At 51.0% G+C, this 16165-nt stretch carries 17 protein-coding genes; 15 read left to right on the forward strand and 2 right to left on the reverse strand.

From position 1 onward, the window contains the following. Positions 1 to 20 precede the first annotated feature (20 nt). Positions 21 to 1262: a thymidine phosphorylase gene (locus AAGA79_RS05250; protein ID WP_411827721.1), complete on the forward strand. Its 1242-nt coding sequence runs from the start codon at positions 21 to 23 to the stop codon at positions 1260 to 1262. Positions 1263 to 1267: 5 nt separating this feature from the next. Here AAGA79_RS05250 and AAGA79_RS05255 read toward each other — a convergent pair whose 3' ends face one another. After that, positions 1268 to 2980: a hypothetical protein gene (locus AAGA79_RS05255; protein ID WP_411827722.1), complete on the reverse strand. Its 1713-nt coding sequence runs from the start codon at positions 2978 to 2980 to the stop codon at positions 1268 to 1270. Positions 2981 to 3064: 84 nt separating this feature from the next. Further along, positions 3065 to 4147 (reverse strand): mannose-1-phosphate guanylyltransferase, encoded by a 1083-nt coding sequence (locus AAGA79_RS05260; protein ID WP_411827723.1) that lies wholly within the window; start codon positions 4145 to 4147, stop codon positions 3065 to 3067. Between the two features lie 149 nt (positions 4148 to 4296). Here AAGA79_RS05260 and AAGA79_RS05265 point away from each other — a divergent pair, with 149 nt between their 5' ends. The 14 genes from AAGA79_RS05265 (at position 4297) to AAGA79_RS05330 (ending at position 16155) form a co-directional block, all read left to right on the forward strand. Then, positions 4297 to 5298 (forward strand): aspartate-semialdehyde dehydrogenase, encoded by a 1002-nt coding sequence (locus AAGA79_RS05265; protein ID WP_411827724.1) that lies wholly within the window; start codon positions 4297 to 4299, stop codon positions 5296 to 5298. A gap of 12 nt (positions 5299 to 5310) precedes the next feature. After that, a complete protein-coding gene (locus tag AAGA79_RS05270; protein WP_411827725.1) occupies positions 5311 to 6195 on the forward strand; it encodes a polyprenyl synthetase family protein in 885 nt (294 codons plus the stop codon). An 85-nt stretch (positions 6196 to 6280) separates the two neighbouring features. Further along, positions 6281 to 7894, forward strand: a complete 1614-nt coding sequence (locus AAGA79_RS05275; protein WP_411828214.1) for an ABC transporter permease — start codon at positions 6281 to 6283, stop codon at positions 7892 to 7894. A gap of 3 nt (positions 7895 to 7897) precedes the next feature. After that, positions 7898 to 8734, forward strand: a complete 837-nt coding sequence (locus AAGA79_RS05280; protein WP_411827726.1) for an RDD family protein — start codon at positions 7898 to 7900, stop codon at positions 8732 to 8734. 232 nt (positions 8735 to 8966) lie between these two features. After that, positions 8967 to 9788, forward strand: a complete 822-nt coding sequence (locus AAGA79_RS05285; protein WP_411827727.1) for a hypothetical protein — start codon at positions 8967 to 8969, stop codon at positions 9786 to 9788. 277 nt (positions 9789 to 10065) lie between these two features. Continuing rightward, the gene (locus AAGA79_RS05290; RefSeq protein ID WP_411827728.1) at positions 10066 to 10347 is read left to right on the forward strand and encodes a hypothetical protein; all 282 of its coding nucleotides are present in this window, start codon (positions 10066 to 10068) and stop codon (positions 10345 to 10347) included. Between the two features lie 19 nt (positions 10348 to 10366). Then, a complete protein-coding gene (locus tag AAGA79_RS05295) occupies positions 10367 to 10669 on the forward strand; it encodes an urease subunit gamma (RefSeq protein WP_411827729.1) in 303 nt (100 codons plus the stop codon). Beyond that, entirely contained in the window at positions 10666 to 10977 is a 312-nt protein-coding gene (locus AAGA79_RS05300; protein ID WP_411827730.1) for an urease subunit beta, read from the forward strand. The genes AAGA79_RS05295 and AAGA79_RS05300 overlap by 4 nt, the downstream gene beginning before the upstream one ends. Before the next feature lie 3 nt (positions 10978 to 10980). Beyond that, positions 10981 to 12702: an urease subunit alpha gene (gene ureC, locus AAGA79_RS05305; protein ID WP_411827731.1), complete on the forward strand. Its 1722-nt coding sequence runs from the start codon at positions 10981 to 10983 to the stop codon at positions 12700 to 12702. 59 nt (positions 12703 to 12761) lie between these two features. Beyond that, positions 12762 to 13130, forward strand: a complete 369-nt coding sequence (locus AAGA79_RS05310; RefSeq protein ID WP_411827732.1) for an urease accessory protein UreE — start codon at positions 12762 to 12764, stop codon at positions 13128 to 13130. Between the two features lie 32 nt (positions 13131 to 13162). Further along, entirely contained in the window at positions 13163 to 13801 is a 639-nt protein-coding gene (locus AAGA79_RS05315; RefSeq protein WP_411827733.1) for an urease accessory protein UreF, read from the forward strand. Then, the gene (ureG, locus tag AAGA79_RS05320) at positions 13767 to 14411 is read left to right on the forward strand and encodes an urease accessory protein UreG (RefSeq protein ID WP_411827734.1); all 645 of its coding nucleotides are present in this window, start codon (positions 13767 to 13769) and stop codon (positions 14409 to 14411) included. Before AAGA79_RS05315 ends, ureG begins: the two co-directional genes overlap by 35 nt. Before the next feature lie 8 nt (positions 14412 to 14419). Next, positions 14420 to 15244 carry an urease accessory protein UreD gene (locus AAGA79_RS05325; protein WP_411827735.1) on the forward strand — a complete coding sequence of 275 codons (825 nt, stop codon included), beginning with the start codon at positions 14420 to 14422 and terminating at the stop codon, positions 15242 to 15244. 80 nt (positions 15245 to 15324) lie between these two features. Beyond that, positions 15325 to 16155, forward strand: coding sequence for an FKBP-type peptidyl-prolyl cis-trans isomerase N-terminal domain-containing protein (locus AAGA79_RS05330; RefSeq protein ID WP_411827736.1), 831 nt, complete (start codon positions 15325 to 15327; stop codon positions 16153 to 16155). Positions 16156 to 16165: the final 10 nt, after the last annotated feature.

Below are 16165 nucleotides of genomic sequence, written 5' to 3' on the forward strand. Positions count from 1 at the left end.
TTTCACGTATGAATCGTGATATGCACATACCGACATTGATTGCGAGGAAGCGTGAAGGTGAGGAGTTGGAAGCTGTCGAAATCGAATGTTTGATCAATGGATATGTAACGGGCGAAGTGCCGGACTATCAGATGTCAGCGTTTGCGATGGCTGTCTTTTTTCAGGGAATGACGCCGAGAGAGATCGCGGCTCTGACTGGTTCGATGATTCGATCTGGTGTGGTGTTTCAGCACCCATCGGGATCTCCGGTTGTAGATAAGCACTCCACCGGCGGTATAGGGGATAAAGTTTCACTGATCCTGGCACCATTGGTGGCGGCGGCTGGATGTAGGGTGCCAATGGTATCCGGGCGTGGACTAGGCATTACTGGTGGGACATTGGATAAACTGGAGTCCATTCCTGGATTCAGGGTAGGAATTTCAATGGAGGAAGCAGGTGAACTATTGGAAAAAAATGGGCTGGTTATGATGGGACAAACAGACCGCTTTTGTCCTGCCGATAAGAAGCTTTACGCTTTGCGGGACGTTACTGGAACGGTTCCTTCGATCGCATTGATTACGGCTTCAATCATGTCGAAAAAGATGGCGGAATCGCTCGAAAAACTGGTCTTGGACGTAAAGTGGGGGAGTGGTGCCTTTATGAAAACGAAGGAGGATGCAAGGAAACTGGCTGACGAGATGGCGGCAGTTGGAGCAGAGATGGGTGTGGAGGTGACTGCTGTTCTGAATGAAATGAGTGAACCACTGGGCCGAACTGTGGGTAATGCATTGGAGGTGATCGAGTCGATCGAATGCCTCAATGGAGGGGGACCGGATGATTTGAGGAAAATCGTCCTGGATCTGAGCGAAAAGATAGCAGGTGTATCGAGAGGGAAATTGGAGGAGTTGCTCGACAGCGGTGCTGCAAGAAAGAAATTTGATGAAATGGTAATATCCCAAGGTGGAGCGCTGGAGGATCTCGGACGGCTGGATGAAATTCATAAAGCCGAAGTTATACGTGAAGTATTCTCAGCAAGTGGAGGGGGTGTGTCCCGCGTGGATGCGGGGATTATTGGGCAAGCTTCGCTGGAACTGGGTGCCGGGCGGGCAAAAGCCGAGGATGCGGTGGACTTTGCAGTAGGAATTGATCGCTTGGTAAAGATCGGTGAGAAAATCTCGGAAGGAGATTTGATCGCGCGAATTCATAGCCGTACTGAGGAAGCTGCGGATTTGGCTATGGCACAAATTCTGGCGGCTATCCGAGTGGATCCGATCTCCGAATAAGAAGTTCAGGCGTCCAATTCGGCACGGTGAACTGTGATCTGTGCGAATGGAATGCCCCAGCCGTTCTCACTGCAGGTGTCGACGCAGATTTTCTGGATTTCTCGTTTGAGCGCATTGTATCGCGGAGCCATTGATCCATCGAAATCGGCAAGGACTGCGTAATCAAGCGACGAGGCACCGGCAGAGGAAAAGTCGACCTTGATTGAGCGAACCGCATCCCGTCCGTATGCCTGCAGGAGAGATGATGTTAGATCCTTTTGAAATATCTCTGGAACTGTTGTGGTCGACTCCGCCTGATGTTTGTAATCTATGCCGAATATCGCTGTAATACGGAACCCGTGTGAGAGATTCTCCGGTGCCAGTGCTAGGAAATCGACTGTAGGATAGGTCTTGGTACTACCACCAAGTTGAAGAACAACTACCTGATCCGGTGTCTGTGTGATCGATTTCCCGAACGTTTCGTCAGACAGGACAAACCAATCGTCGATATCGCAGGGAAACCAAACTTCCTTGGGGCCAAGGGGGCGTGAGATCATACCGAGAACGTCACGGATCGGAATTCTCATGAGACCGCCCTGTAGGTCCGGATTGGTGAAAATCGTGTAGAATCCAAGTTTCGAAACTTTCCACGGTAGTCCTTCGTAAATAACCCGCTCATTCTCCCGCACAGCCCCGAGGTTAAGGATCAGGCGGATTTGTTCCAGATACGGAGGAATAGCAGCTTTTCCAGCCCATATGATTCCGAGGATGAAGAGAATTACAATAGTGAGTAGTAACCAATCCCCACGAAGATAAAACACGAGTAGGATACCGAGAATTGCTACTAGGAAGGACAGTCCGACAGCAATCAAATCGGCAGCCCGGGTGGCAAATCCGTCCTTGTCTCTGCTGTGGACCGGACTGATTTTTCTAAAATAATAGTATGCCTTCCTGGTCAGGATAAAACCGCTGATTGCTACCAGGATTGCTAGCATCACGTTCAATCCCCGGCTGGCGAAAAATGAGCTGATACCGCTGGAGAGGGTTTCGAAAATCGGTTTCTTTCCGCTATTCCGGTCATCGATCTGAAGTCCCAGGACAGCAGCCTGACTTTTGGCATCGGATTCGCGCGTTTTCCAGACACGCCTTGCAGTTTCAAGCTCGGCAATGACCTCCGGTCTGGAGCTGTCTCTAATTAGTCGCTCGATTCGAGATAGAACGATTTTCGACTTTTTCTCACGTTCGCGTGCGCCCTCGAGACGTTTGCGAAGTGCGTCCAGTTCTCGAGGTTGGGAGGTTGCTTCACGGAGGGAAGAGAGCAGTGGCTGGATCAACTCCGTTGCCTGATCCTGAAGAGAGGCGCTCTCATGATCGATTTCCTGATATTCAGCAGCTTCGGCACCGCCAACAATATCCTGAAAATTCTCACGGAGCTTGGAAATCCGTTCCAGTTCCTTGTCAATTGTGCTTTGTATGCTTTCCTTTGACGATTCGGTGGGAGCATTTTCCAGCTGTGTGCGGAGTTTTTCGATTTGCTCCAGAGAGTCTGCCAGTGGCTCGGAAATGGTTCGAAGGGAATCTAGTTTCTCCTTTGGTGATCTTGGGGTCGTTTGGAGTTGGATTGACTCCTCTTGAATTTTTTCCTGCTGCTCGGGCTCAGGGGACGTTTTCGATTGCTGAGCGCCGAGATTGGAGAGAGAGAGGAAAAATAGTGGAATCAGGAGGGAGAAACGCCGCATAAATATATCATGCTGCTGGGTTACCCTTCGCGCAACCCAGAGTTTTCCTGCCAGTCCAAGGCATCAGATTAGTAGAACCGGATGCTAAAGGAGGTTCTTCGGTAGAATGGAAGACAATTTCTTGATCGCGTCAGCCTCGTGTCGGTTTGCGATAAGAATGGAGTCTCCTGTTTGCACTACGATCAGGTCATCCACGCCTAGTAACACGATATGGCGCTCCGGTGTATCGCTGTATACGATATTGTCCTGAGAATCGATCTGGGTGATGGGCTCATTGCAGCGGTTGTTATCACCGCTTTCCGGGAGATATTTTGCGATGGAGATCCATGAACCGACATCGTCCCAATCAAAAGTGGCCTCGATATTGAGGACGCGTTTCGTTTTTTCAAGCAGAGCGTAGTCGATGGAGATCGGGGTGAGCTTCTCAAATTTTTCACCGACTGTTGTTTCGATGTCAGCGCTAGAGCAGAGCTCGGAGATGAATTCCGAGAGTTCGGGCGTGTGGTGTTTCAATTCATTGACAACAGTGTTAACAGACCAAACGAACATTCCAGCGTTCCACGAGAAATTACCGGTATCGAGAAAGTGTTGGGCGAGTTCCGCATCTGGTTTTTCGCGGAAGCATTTCACTTTGAACGGAGAGTGTGCGACTTCCAGTCCCTCGACTTCGGCTTTCTCTCCACGCTCGATGTAGCCGTAAGAAGGGCAGGGCCAGGTTGGGCGGATGCCGATGGTTACAAGGTCTTCGGACTTATCGGCCACCTCAAGTGCATCGCGCATTACAGCCTGATAGGCTGCGGTATCCTTGATGAGTTGATCGGCAGGAAGGACCATCATAACTGCATCGGGATTCCGTGCTGCAATAAGTCCGATTCCCAGAGCTACGGCCGGGGCTGTGTCGCGTTTCGCTGGTTCCGCGAAAATATTTTCAGGAGGAAGCATACTTGCAACTTCCCGGACTGAATCAACCTGCAGCTGATTGGTGAGAATGAGGGTGTTTTCCAGCGGAACCACGCCCTCCAGACGTTTAAGGGTTTTTTCCAAGAGAGTGCCGTCTCCGAAGAGGTTGAGCAGCTGTTTTGGCAGGTGATTTCTACTGAGTGGCCAGAATCGCGTGCCGGAACCACCGGCGAGAATGAGGGCGTAGGTGTTTTCTGGGGAAGTCATGGGCCGGATTGTTAGGGATGTGTTGCGTTTTTTAAAGAGCCAATACCATGACCTTGGTATAATTGACGTGAGAATTTTGTCTGGGGCTTAAGGATTGCATGGAGCGGATTGCGAGATATGGTCCCCGTCCCGGCTAAGCCGGACTGAAAATGATGAAATCACCTCATGTGGCTATTGTAGGCGCGACGGGAGCCGTCGGCGTGGAAATGCTTCTTTGCCTGGAGCAGCGTAATTTTGATCTTGGAGAGCTGACCTTGTTGGCCTCCGCACGCTCAGCAGGGAAGAAGATGAAGTTCCGTGGAGAGGAAATTATCGTAAAAGAATTAACGCACGATTCCTTCGAGGGAATTGATATCGCGCTATTCAGTGCAGGTGGTGGCATTTCCCTGGAATACGGACCTTCAGCTGCAGCAGCTGGAGCGGTGGTGATCGATAACTCGTCAGCTTTCCGAATGGATGAGGGCGTTCCACTTGTTGTTCCAGAGATCAATCCGGAGGCGGCAAAAAATCGCCCCAAGGGGATTATCGCCAATCCTAACTGCACTACGATTATTTCCCTGATGGCTCTCGCACCGCTTCACGAAGCATTCGGGTTGGAAAGTGTGATTGCCTCGTCCTACCAGGCCGTTTCCGGTTCTGGAGCGCAAGGTATTATCGAGCTGGAAGAACAGGTTAGTGCTATCACCAACGGTCGTGAGTTTACTCCTTCTGTCTATCCTCGTCAGATCGCCTTCAACGTAATTCCACAGGTGGATTCGTTCACTGAAAACGGATATACCAAAGAGGAAATGAAAATGGCGAACGAGGGGCGAAAAATTCTGGAACTACCAGAGCTGAAGGTTTCATGCACTTGTGTGAGGGTGCCGGTCTACCGCTCCCACTCTGTTTCAATCACCGCAAAATTCACAAGACCGCCATCTGTAGAAGCTGCCCGCGCGGCTTACACCGGAAAGCCCGGTATCCAGGTGCACGATGATCCAGCGAACATGGTTTTCCCAGTGCCTTTGGACACTACCGGCAAGGATGATTGCCTGGTGGGCCGTATCAGGGAGAGTCTTGTTATAGAGAACGCTTTGGATCTCTGGGTGGTAGGTGATCAGGTCCGTAAGGGCGCTGCACTGAATGCCGTTCAGGTTGCTGAAATCCTGTAAATTATTTTCCTCATGAACGACTTGGAACAGTTTTTTGCAAAGACCGTGATCAAGGTCGATGATGCGCTTGATGTGGCTCTCCCGATACCGGGGGAGGCGCCTGCGATTATTCATGAAGCGATGCGCTACAGCGTATTTGCAGGCGGGAAAAGGCTAAGGCCAATTCTTTGCCTTGTTGCTGCCGAAGCCTGCGGGGGAAAATTCAAAGGAGCCATGCCTGCTGCGTGCGCTGTTGAGATGTTGCACACGTATTCTTTGGTTCATGATGACCTGCCGTGCATGGACGACGACGATCTGCGCCGTGGGCGGGCCACTTGCCACAAGGTTTACGGCGAGGGTATGGCTGTCCTTTGCGGCGATGCGCTTCTTACACAAGCCTTTGCCGTTCTTTCATTTGCAAAGCAAACGAAACGGTATTCCACTAGCCAAATGGTGAAGGAGCTGGCCTATGCTGGAGGGAGCTTGAAACTCATTGGAGGTCAAGTTCTTGATTTACAGGGAGAAGGGCGGGACCTGACACTTGAGGACCTGATGACAATCCATCAGGCGAAAACCGCTGCTCTTCTACGCTGTTCGCTTCGTCTCGGCGGCATGAGCTCGAATGCCAATAAGAAGCAACTGGAGGCCCTGTCGGATTTCGGTGCTGCCCTCGGTCTGGCTTTCCAGATTATCGACGATATTCTTGATGTAACCCAGACGACACAGACTCTCGGCAAGACCGCTGGAAAGGATGAGGCTGTGAAAAAGGCCACTTATCCTTCGGTGATCGGGCTGGAGGAATCCAAGGCGGAAGCCAGACGTATGACCAGTAAAGCGATGGATTCACTAAAGGTTTTCGGTAAAAACGGGAAAAGACTTCGTGAGATAGCTGAGTGGATGCTGATGAGGGAGTATTGATTCGCTCTTCAAGTGACAGATCATAGTTGAAAGAGAAGCCGGGATGGGGCTAGTTCTGCGTATCAAAAAGCGATCTTTCAGTTTCATGTTGGCGAGGCGGTATTTAAACCCGCGTCGCGCTCTTCTTTCTTCGTTCACACTGATTTCACTGGTCGGTGTGATGTTGGGGGTTCTAGTGTTGGTGGTGGTCATGGCGGTGTATGCCGGACTGGAGCGGGACGTGAAGGACCGGTTACTAGGTTTTACTCCACATATCTTGGTCAAGTCACCTGCACTGAATCCTACAATGGATGGAGAAATTATCGATGAAGATGCAGAAACCTGGCACACGCTTGCCGAGGAAGCTGCAAAGCTTGAGGGAGTAGCGGCGGCGACTGCGTTTATTGCTGATAACGTAATTCTGGATGTCGGATCCTGGCAGAGGCCGGTCACTTTTCGGGCAGTCGATACCAGTGATCCCGAGCAAGTGGCAGGAGTTGAAAAGATGCTCGACCTGAAAGAATTTCCGGAATCGACAGCCGATCTTGGAATCGACGACCGCGCGGTAATTTCCTCGATAGTGGCTGAGCAGTTTCAGCTACAAATCGGCGATACGATGCGCCTTTATTCAACCAGAAATTTCGAAAGTGTGATGGAGGCTTACAAGGCGACTGACCAGCCGGTGGTAAGAGAAGCCTATCCGGAAGCATGGAAAGCGGCCGAGGAGACATTCAGTGGATCCTGGATCAAGAAGGGAGAAACCTGGGAAATCTCAGCTGACGAACTGGGTGGCGTTTATGACTCCTTCCGGATGATTTGGGAGGAGGAAATCAGGGATCCCGAGCATGACATGGTGGAAAGTTTGCTGCGAGCTATGGAAGCTGGCGCCAGGGATGCTGATGAGACGGAATTTCGCTTCACCGATGACGAAAAGTTATCAGTGGAAGGGGCTTTCAAGGAGTTGGCGGAATCCGATGCCGAGAAGATGGATGCGGAGATACTCAAGGGTTTGAAAGAGTTGGTTTTGCCGAAAGAGGCCTTGGTAGTAGGAGTTTACGCGGCATCTCAAATGGCTGTAACTCCCGAATTATTTATTCCTCTACCTCTAGCACAGGATTTGGCTGGGTTGGACGATCAGGTACAGGGCGTTGCGCTCCGTTTGGACGATGCCTACCAGGCTGAGGAGATTGCGGTAAAAGGACGTCAGATTCTTGGACCGGATCGCTACTTGGAGACTTGGGGAGATCAATATCAGGCCTTCTTTGCTCTCATCAACCAGCAACGCGTGATGATGTATTTCGCGCTATCTTTCATCGTGTTGGTATCCGCCTTTTCGATGATGGCGGTAATGTTCACGGTAACGATTCAGAAGAGGCGCGAGATCGGCGTTATGAAAGCACTCGGGGCGGCACCAGGGCAGATCGTAAGAGTTTTCCTATATCAAGGAATGCTCCTCGGTCTATTGGGGGCCGCGTTGGGTGTCGGTCTGGGAAGGTTGGTTATCTATTTCCGGGGAGGTGTTCAGGAAACTTTGAGAGCCGTTGGTTTCGATCCGTTTTCCGCATCACTGACAGGATTTGGTGTCCTTCCAGCTCATAACGATCCTATTGAGCAAGGAATAATCGGGTTCCTTGCATTTGTCCTCTGCTCCGCAGCTGCTCTGGTACCAGCATTTTTTGCGGCAAGAAGTGACGCGGCCAAATCCCTGAGAAATCTCTGATCCATGGATTTCTGGTTAATCACGAATGGCGAAAAGTCGGGACCATTTCCTGATTATGTGGTGCGCACCAGGATCTCTCACGGAGATTTGGACGCAGACTCAAGAATCTGGTACGAAGGTCTACCGGAATGGACAAAGATCGGGGAATCAGAAATCTTCAAAGGCGAGTTTCCCGAGGAAAAGGGTAAATTACCACCCCAGTTACCTCCCGAATATCTTAAGCGGGCGGAGGCCGCTAAAAGTTCCGAGCCAAAGCCGAAAAAATATCTGGTCAGAAGGTTTTGGGCGCGCTGGCTGGACCTCTCTGTCTACGCATCAATTTGGTGGCTGGGCATGTATGTGGCAGGTCAGGATATTGGCGCAGCGATAGAGAATTCCTGGCTTCTTCTCCCGATGTATCTGCCTTGGTTTATGTACGAAGCGTGGCTCTTGCATCAATTCGGGACGACACCGGGAAAATGGCTGATGAGCCTGAAAGTGGTGAATGAAGATGATGGGAAACTGAGTCTGAAGGCGGGAATTTGGAGATCAATCCGTGTGATGATTAGTGGTATCGGCTTCGGATGGCCTCTGCTTTCGGTTCTATGCCAGTCAATGAGTTGGTTCACCACCAGACGGATCGGGAAACCCATTTGGGACTTTTTAGGACAACACAAGGTTGTGGCCGGGCCGTTGAATCCGTTCCGGGTTGTATTCCTTGTCGTCGGTTTTGCTGCCGCGTTCCAGCTGCAGATGGCCGTAAGAGGTCCCCATGAGCGTGAGAATATTCTCAAGCAGCACCCACAGATGGAGCAGTATCTCGACAAGGGGGATGGCTGGTATTTCCCTGTGAGAAAATAGGCATCCGCCTACTGCCGTATGAAATCTTTCGATTAGTTGCCACGCATTTCGCAGGCGGAACAACTGGCTCTCAGAGATCGAGGTTCTCGTTATGCGAGAAATTCATCAGACGAAACGATAGGAATGAAAACGATTCATACTAGAATTTCTGCGGGGGAATTAGTGGCACGTGATCGGCTTTCTTGTTGGTGGATCAATCACAACAGATGAGTCCGAAACACATAGCTGAAACATGAAAAACAACTACTACCGCAATATCCTCGGGACTGCAGCCGTTACCGCTGCTCTTTCCGGTGCTACCGCAATCGCAGGCACAGAAATGACTCCTGCGCCACCAATGGAAATGCCTTCCGAAGATGTTATCTCCGGAACTCTCTCCCTTGACTTCAACTCACACTTCATCTCCTACGGCTTCGATGTCTGGCAGGACGGCGTGGACAACAGCGACTACGGTTTCTACCCTAGTGCTGAACTCGCCTTCGCTCTTCCATACGATTTCACTCTCACCACTGGTGTATGGGTTGAGATCAATGGCAAAGCTCCAGGTGCAATCACTGCTCAGGAAACTGACATCTGGGTTGGTCTTTCCAAGTCCTTCGGTGCATTCAGCGCTGGCATCACTTATCAAGAGTGGTTCTACGGTGGTGACAGCGAGGACGTCATCGATCTTAGCTTCGGTTACGATACTTTCCTTTCCCCATCCCTTACCATCCATAACCGCGTAGGTGAAGGTGCTTCAGGTGGTGATACAGGAACAATCTTCGTATTCGGCGTATCCTACGATGTTGAAGCAGGTCCTGTTACCTTCAGCTTCCCGGCTAGCGTAGCGATCTTCGCTACCGACGAATTCCACGGTGCAGGTCTTGACTCCGGTTACGGCTACAGCTCTGTAGGTGTTCACGCAACACTTCCACTTACTCCTTACATCGGAGAAGGCTTCGGTGAGTGGGATTTCCACACCGGTGTTGACTTTTACTTCACTGAAGACGACGTGATCGGTAATGAAAATAATTACCCGTTCAACGTAAACTTCGGTATCGGCTGCTCATTCTAAGCCGCTCTCGTTCTTGTTGTTATAACGGTTGCTGACGGGAGGATTCGGTTGTGCTTTGCACTCCGGGTCCTCCCGTTTTTTTTATTTTTCCGAAAGGTATTCCGCAGGTTCAAATTCAGAGCCTATACGCCGTTTTCGCCTTATCGTTTGTTGCCTCCAGTTCCTGTTTTCAGGTTTGGAGGCTTTTCGTTTTCCGGATGGAGTTCTACGGGTTTAGTTTATCCCAAACCGAAGCGCTGGAACTGGCACATCACTTGCTAAAGTATTCTCAAGCACCATGAAATCTATTCTCAGAAATCGCAGCTGTGCGGCCGTTCTCGGCCTCTTCCTCGCTCTTGGAGCCACATCCGGAGCTCATCCGGGACCTCCCGGACACGCTCATTTTCCCGATGAGGTGGACGAATTCGATCAGGTGACCATAACTTCCCCGGCAAAGTCCGATGTGGGCCAATTCGATCTTGGTGGTCTTATGGTCCTTATGCTCGTTGGCGGTTGTCTCATCTACGCATTCTCCCAGAAACAAGGTGGCATCTGGCGTGATTCGACTTCAGAACACTGATGTAACTTAATTTTATAAAATGCACCTAAGCCCAAGAGAGCAGGAAAAGCTAATGATCGTCGTGGCAGGTGATCTAGCACTCAGAAGGAAGAATCGCGGGCTTAAGCTCAATCATCCGGAATCCATCGCATATATCACCGCGGAAATTCTCGAAGGTGCCCGCGATGGAAAAACCGTTTCCGAGTTGATGAGCTACGGAACAACTCTTCTCGGTCGCGATGACGTGATGGAGGGAGTTCCTGAAATGATTCACGATGTGCAGGTGGAAGCAACTTTTCCCGATGGCACTAAGCTTGTAACCGTTCACGACCCAATTCGATGATCCCAGGAGAAATTATCTGCCCGGAGGGCGCCGAGGATATTGAACTGAATTCCGGATTGGATATGATCGAGATCACAGTTGCCAACCGCGGCGACAGACCGGTCCAGGTAGGCAGTCATTTTCATTTTTCCGAGGTGAATGAAGAACTCGATTTTGATCGCACGGCTGCTCATGGATTTCGGCTGAACATACCTGCTGGCACGGCTATCCGTTTTGAGCCTGGTGATACCAGGAAAGTCCCTTTGGTGGCATATGCCGGTAAGCGCGAAGTCCATGGATTTAATTCGAAGGTGAATGGAAAACTCTAAGGCATGAAACAAACAAGAAAGAATTATGCCGGAACCTTCGGCCCTACCGTGGGAGATCAGGTCCGGCTGGCAGATACGGAACTTTTCATTGAGGTTGAGCGAGATCTGATAGCTGAAAGTGGAGGATATGGGAATGAAGTGAAATTCGGTGGGGGAAAAGTTATCCGTGATGGGATGGCTCAGTCACCTCTCGCCCTGGATGAGGAGTCTCTCGATCTTGTAATCACCAACGCTCTGATTCTTGATGCCGCCCATGGTATTATTAAAGCTGATATCGGTATCAAGGGTGGGCGCATAGTAGGAGTAGGTCACGCGGGGAATCCTCTGCTTCAGGATGGAATTACGATGACCATCGGAGCTGCCACAGAGGTGATTGCGGCGGAGGGATGTATCGTCACCGCAGGTGGTATCGATTCCCATATTCACTTTATTTGTCCTCAGCAAATCGAGCACGCAATCGCCAGTGGTGTGACTACCATGCTGGGTGGAGGTACTGGTCCCGCACACGGGACTTACGCAACTACCTGCACACCCGGAAAATGGAATATTCATCGCATGCTGGAAGCCGCGGATGCTTTTCCCATGAACATAGGATTTCTGGGTAAGGGGAATTGCTCCTCTCACGAGCCCCTGCGCGAGCAGGTGATGGCTGGTGCAATGGGCCTGAAACTCCACGAGGACTGGGGCACTACTCCCGCGGCAATCGATAGCTGCCTGACTGTGGCGGATGAACTGGATATCCAGGTTGCGATCCACACTGATACTCTGAACGAAGCAGGTTTTCTGGAAAGCACTCTTGATGCCTTCAACGGGCGGACGATACATACCTATCACTCGGAAGGAGCAGGCGGAGGCCACGCACCTGATATTATCCGTGTATGTGGCGAGGCGAATGTCCTCCCTTCGTCCACCAATCCTACAAGACCGTTCACGACCAATACGATCGACGAGCATTTGGATATGCTGATGGTTTGCCATCACCTTGATTCCCGTATCCCGGAAGATGTCGCTTTTGCTGAAAGCCGGATCCGACCTGAAACGATCGCGGCCGAAGACATGCTGCATGATATGGGAGCAATTTCGATGATGTCGAGTGACAGTCAGGCGATGGGAAGGGTAGGAGAGGTTATCACCCGTACTTGGCAGACTGCTCATAAAATGAAGGTCCAGTTCGGCAAGCTGGAGGATGAAAGTCATCCTGCGGCAGATAATTTCCGGGCGCTTCGGTATGTTTCCAAATACACAATTTGCCCGGCGGTGACCCACGGAATTTCTCACGAAGTTGGTAGTCTGGAAGTCGGTAAACTAGCCGATATTGTGATCTGGAAACCTGCGTTCTTCGGTGTGAAACCTGAAACCGTTCTCAAAGGTGGTTTCATTGCGTGGGCGAATATGGGTGACCCGAATGCATCAATACCGACACCACAGCCTACGATTTATCGTCCGCAATTCGGTGCTTTCGGGAAATCGATTGCGACGACTTCACTGACATTTGTCAGCGGAATTTCCCTCCAGTGCGGAAAGTTGGACGAGCTGGGTCTGGCGAAACGTCTCTCAGCGGTGAAGAACTGCCGATCTGTGACAAAGCATGATCTGTTGTATAACAATGCTTTGCCGAAAATTACGGTGGATCCGGAAACCTATTCAGTTGTTGCAGATGGCCGGGAATTGAGGTGTGAGCCTCTTTCCGTTTTACCCATGGCCCAACGCTATTTCCTATTCTGATGCATTTGATTGAGAGGATGGTGGCGCCGGCTTCTGGAAAGGATCCTTCCGACTGTGTTTTGCTAGCCACAGAAAGGAGAAAATTTCTAAAAAGACGCTGGAGAGGTATTGCCGTGGATGGGACCGAGTTCGGTTTTGATCTTGAGAGCAGGCTTCTGGATGGATGCGTGATTTTTCAAAGCGGGGGGAAGGATTATATTGTCCGCCAGCTGCCTGAACGCGTTTACGAGGTGCCTTTCAAGGACGCCGCCCATGGGACCTTGGTTGGCTGGAAAGTGGGAAATCTACATCTCCCTGCGGAAGTTACAGCGGATTCACTAAGAGTGCTGCACGATGATGCGATGATGCATCTGCTAAAGAGGGAAGGCTGGGACTATTCCGAACCGGAAGTGATTTTCACGCCAATGAAAGCTATTCAACATACCTAATAGATTTGAACACCGAGGGGCTACTATGGATTTTGCAATCGAACGATACGGGCTACCCGTCGGGAGGTTACGCGCATTCGTTCGGGTTGGAGGAGTTGGTTCGGGCTGGTATTGTAGCGGATGCAGAGGGGCTCGAAAAATTTCTGGAAAAGCAGGTGGTCCCAAATCTTTTGAAGTTTGAGCTGCCGTTTTTTGCTAGAGCACATGCTGCCGCGGTGGAATCCGACGCCGAGCTTCTACTGAATCTTGATGCAGAACTCGATGCCTGGCGCATACCCGCAGAGCTGAGAGATGCGGGCCGCCGAATCGGATCCCAGCGTCTGGTACTTCTATGTGACTTGGAAGGTTGCGAGTTTTTCGAAGAACACCGGAGGCGTTGTCCACGCAGTCATCACTTGATCGTAACGGCTCTGGAGCTGCGAAATGTGTCGGTCGAGGCTGCGGCCAGAGCTTTTTCCTATCAGGCAATCGTGGCAGGGACCTCCTCATCAATGAAGCTGATGAGGATCGGTCAAACGGCCTGTCAGCGTATCCTCAGTCGCGTCTTGAAGCGGATGGACGCCAAGGTGGATGCGGCGCTCAAAATGGAGGTCGATGGCCATTTTAACCCTTTGCTAGAGATAGCTTCACTCAAACATGCATTTTCCAATGAACGACTTTTCATCTCCTGAAACAAAAAAAAGACCATTCCGTTTGGGCGTGGGTGGCCCTGTGGGATCGGGTAAAACCATGTGCCTTCTGCGACTTTCCCAATGGTTGAAGGAAGAGGTGTCACTGGCGGTGATTACCAATGACATCTACACCCGTGAGGATGCTGAATTTCTCCTGCGGGAGAACGTTTTACCCGCCGACCGGGTCATAGGTGTGGAGACCGGTGGATGCCCACATACGGCGATTCGTGATGATACCAGCATGAATATGGCGGCAGTGGTGGATCTTGAGAACAGGCATCCGGATCTTGAGCTTATCCTTATTGAAAGTGGTGGAGATAATCTTTCGGCCACGTTTTCGCCGGAATTGGTGGATGCATATATTTATGTGATCGACGTGGGCGAGGGTGACAAAATACCCAGAAAGGGAGGCCCTGCAATCCGGACGAGTGATCTCCTACTGATCAATAAAATCGATATTGCTCCCTATGTGGGAGCTGATCTGGATGTGATGGCAAGGGATTCCAAGATCCAACGGGGTGACCGGCCCGTGGTTTTTGCGGATCTGAAATCAGAGAAGGGGAAAGATGAACTTCTCGGGTGGCTAAAGCACGAGTACCTTTTTGTCTGATGGAGGTAATGACGGGAAATTCGATCAGCGGGCATCTCAGAATCCGCTGTGATGTGCGCGATGATGGGGTTCCGTATCTTTCGAAGCAGAGTTTTCGCGCGCCCATCCATCTTTCGAAATCGCATAGGGATGCCGGAGCGTTGATCGTGACTTTGGTGAATCCGACGGCCGGTTTTTTCGATGGTGATGCTCTGGTATGTGAAGTTGAAGTCGGAAATGATGCGAAGCTGGTGCTGAGCACACCCAGCTCCTCACGGGTTTTCCGCACGCGCACCGGTAAGCCGGCAGTCTGTGATCAGACGTTTCATGTGGATAAGGGAGGATTTTTGGAATGGATTCCCGAGGCATTTATTCCCCATAAGGGCGCGAGCTACGAGCAACGCACATCGATTCATCTGGAAGAGGGAGCGAGTCTTTTTTTTATCGATTGGATTTCACCCGGCCGCGTGGCGCGGGGAGAATGCTTTGAATACGAGAAACTCAGGTGGGAACTGGACCTCTTCGTGAGTGGTGATCTGGTCGCCCGGGAGAAGTATGAGATGATCGGTCTGGGTAGAGGCCCTGAAGGGATCACCGCGATGTTTGAATCGGGGCATTTTATCTCAGTCTTTTTATCCGGCAAGATGGTGGAAAATTGGCCGAAGGAAAAAATCGAACAGCTCGAGAACGACGATGTCTACATGGGCCACGGAGGGCTGAATGGAGAGGCAATGGTGCTGCGGGCAATTTGCCGCGATAGTCTGGCGGCCCGTGGGTTTGTGGAAGAACTTAGGAAAATCCTTTATGATAGTGCCGGGATGGAGCTCCCCAAACTCGGCCGGATTTTCATGTGAAATGAATCTAAAAATGTGAAAAAGCCGTTCTGGACAGGCCATAAAGCCGCTTCTAATGTTCGCGACCAATTTAGAACTATATGACCCAAGAATTATTCAAACAGGCCACCAGAGCAGGTCTAATCGCATTCGCAGCATCAGGCATTCTCTTCGCACAAGACGCTCCAAAGGAAGAATCAGCACCTGCTGCAGAAGAGGCGGCAGCTCCGGCTATGGATGCGGCAGCTAGCAAAGAGGCTTACTCCTACGGTTTTGGCTACAGCACAGGCCGCCGTTTTGCGCAGGAAATCAGCGGATATGGTATCACTCTGGAAGATCTAGACATGGAAGAATTCATGATAGCCTTCAACAGCGGGATCAAAGAAGAAGATGCAGCGTATCAGGATGAGCAAATCCAGGCTGCAATGTCGGTTCTCGGTGAAACTGTTCAGAAGCGGGAAGACGATCTAGCGGCAGCAAATCTCGAGGCAGGTAATAAATTCCTCGAAGAAAACAAAAAGCGCGAAGGCGTGGTAGCTACTGAAAGCGGTCTTCAATATGAGATCCTTGAAAAAGGCGGTGAGGAAAAATACGCGGAACCTAAGGAAGGCGAAGCGGAGAAACAATTTATGGTCAACTACAAGGGCACTTTGATCGATGGCACTGAATTCGACGCTTCTCCTGAGGGAGCTCCGGTGCCGATGACGCTTCAAGTGATTCCTGGTTTCCGCGAAGCACTAACCACTATGCCGGTTGGTTCAAAGTGGAAGCTCTTCATCCCGAGCGAGCTTGCATACGGCCCACAACGTCGTAGCGCTGACCTTGCTCCTAACTCTGTTCTAATCTTCGAACTTGAACTTACGGAGATTCAGGACGCGCCTCCTGCGCCAGAAGGTGGCGGGTTCCCGGTCCAGATTCCACAGGGTCAATAACGGCCCTCTA

Origin of the sequence: Luteolibacter sp. AS25, assembly GCF_046736275.1 — a bacterium.
In the GTDB taxonomy this organism is placed as follows: Bacteria; Verrucomicrobiota; Verrucomicrobiia; order Verrucomicrobiales; family Akkermansiaceae; genus Luteolibacter.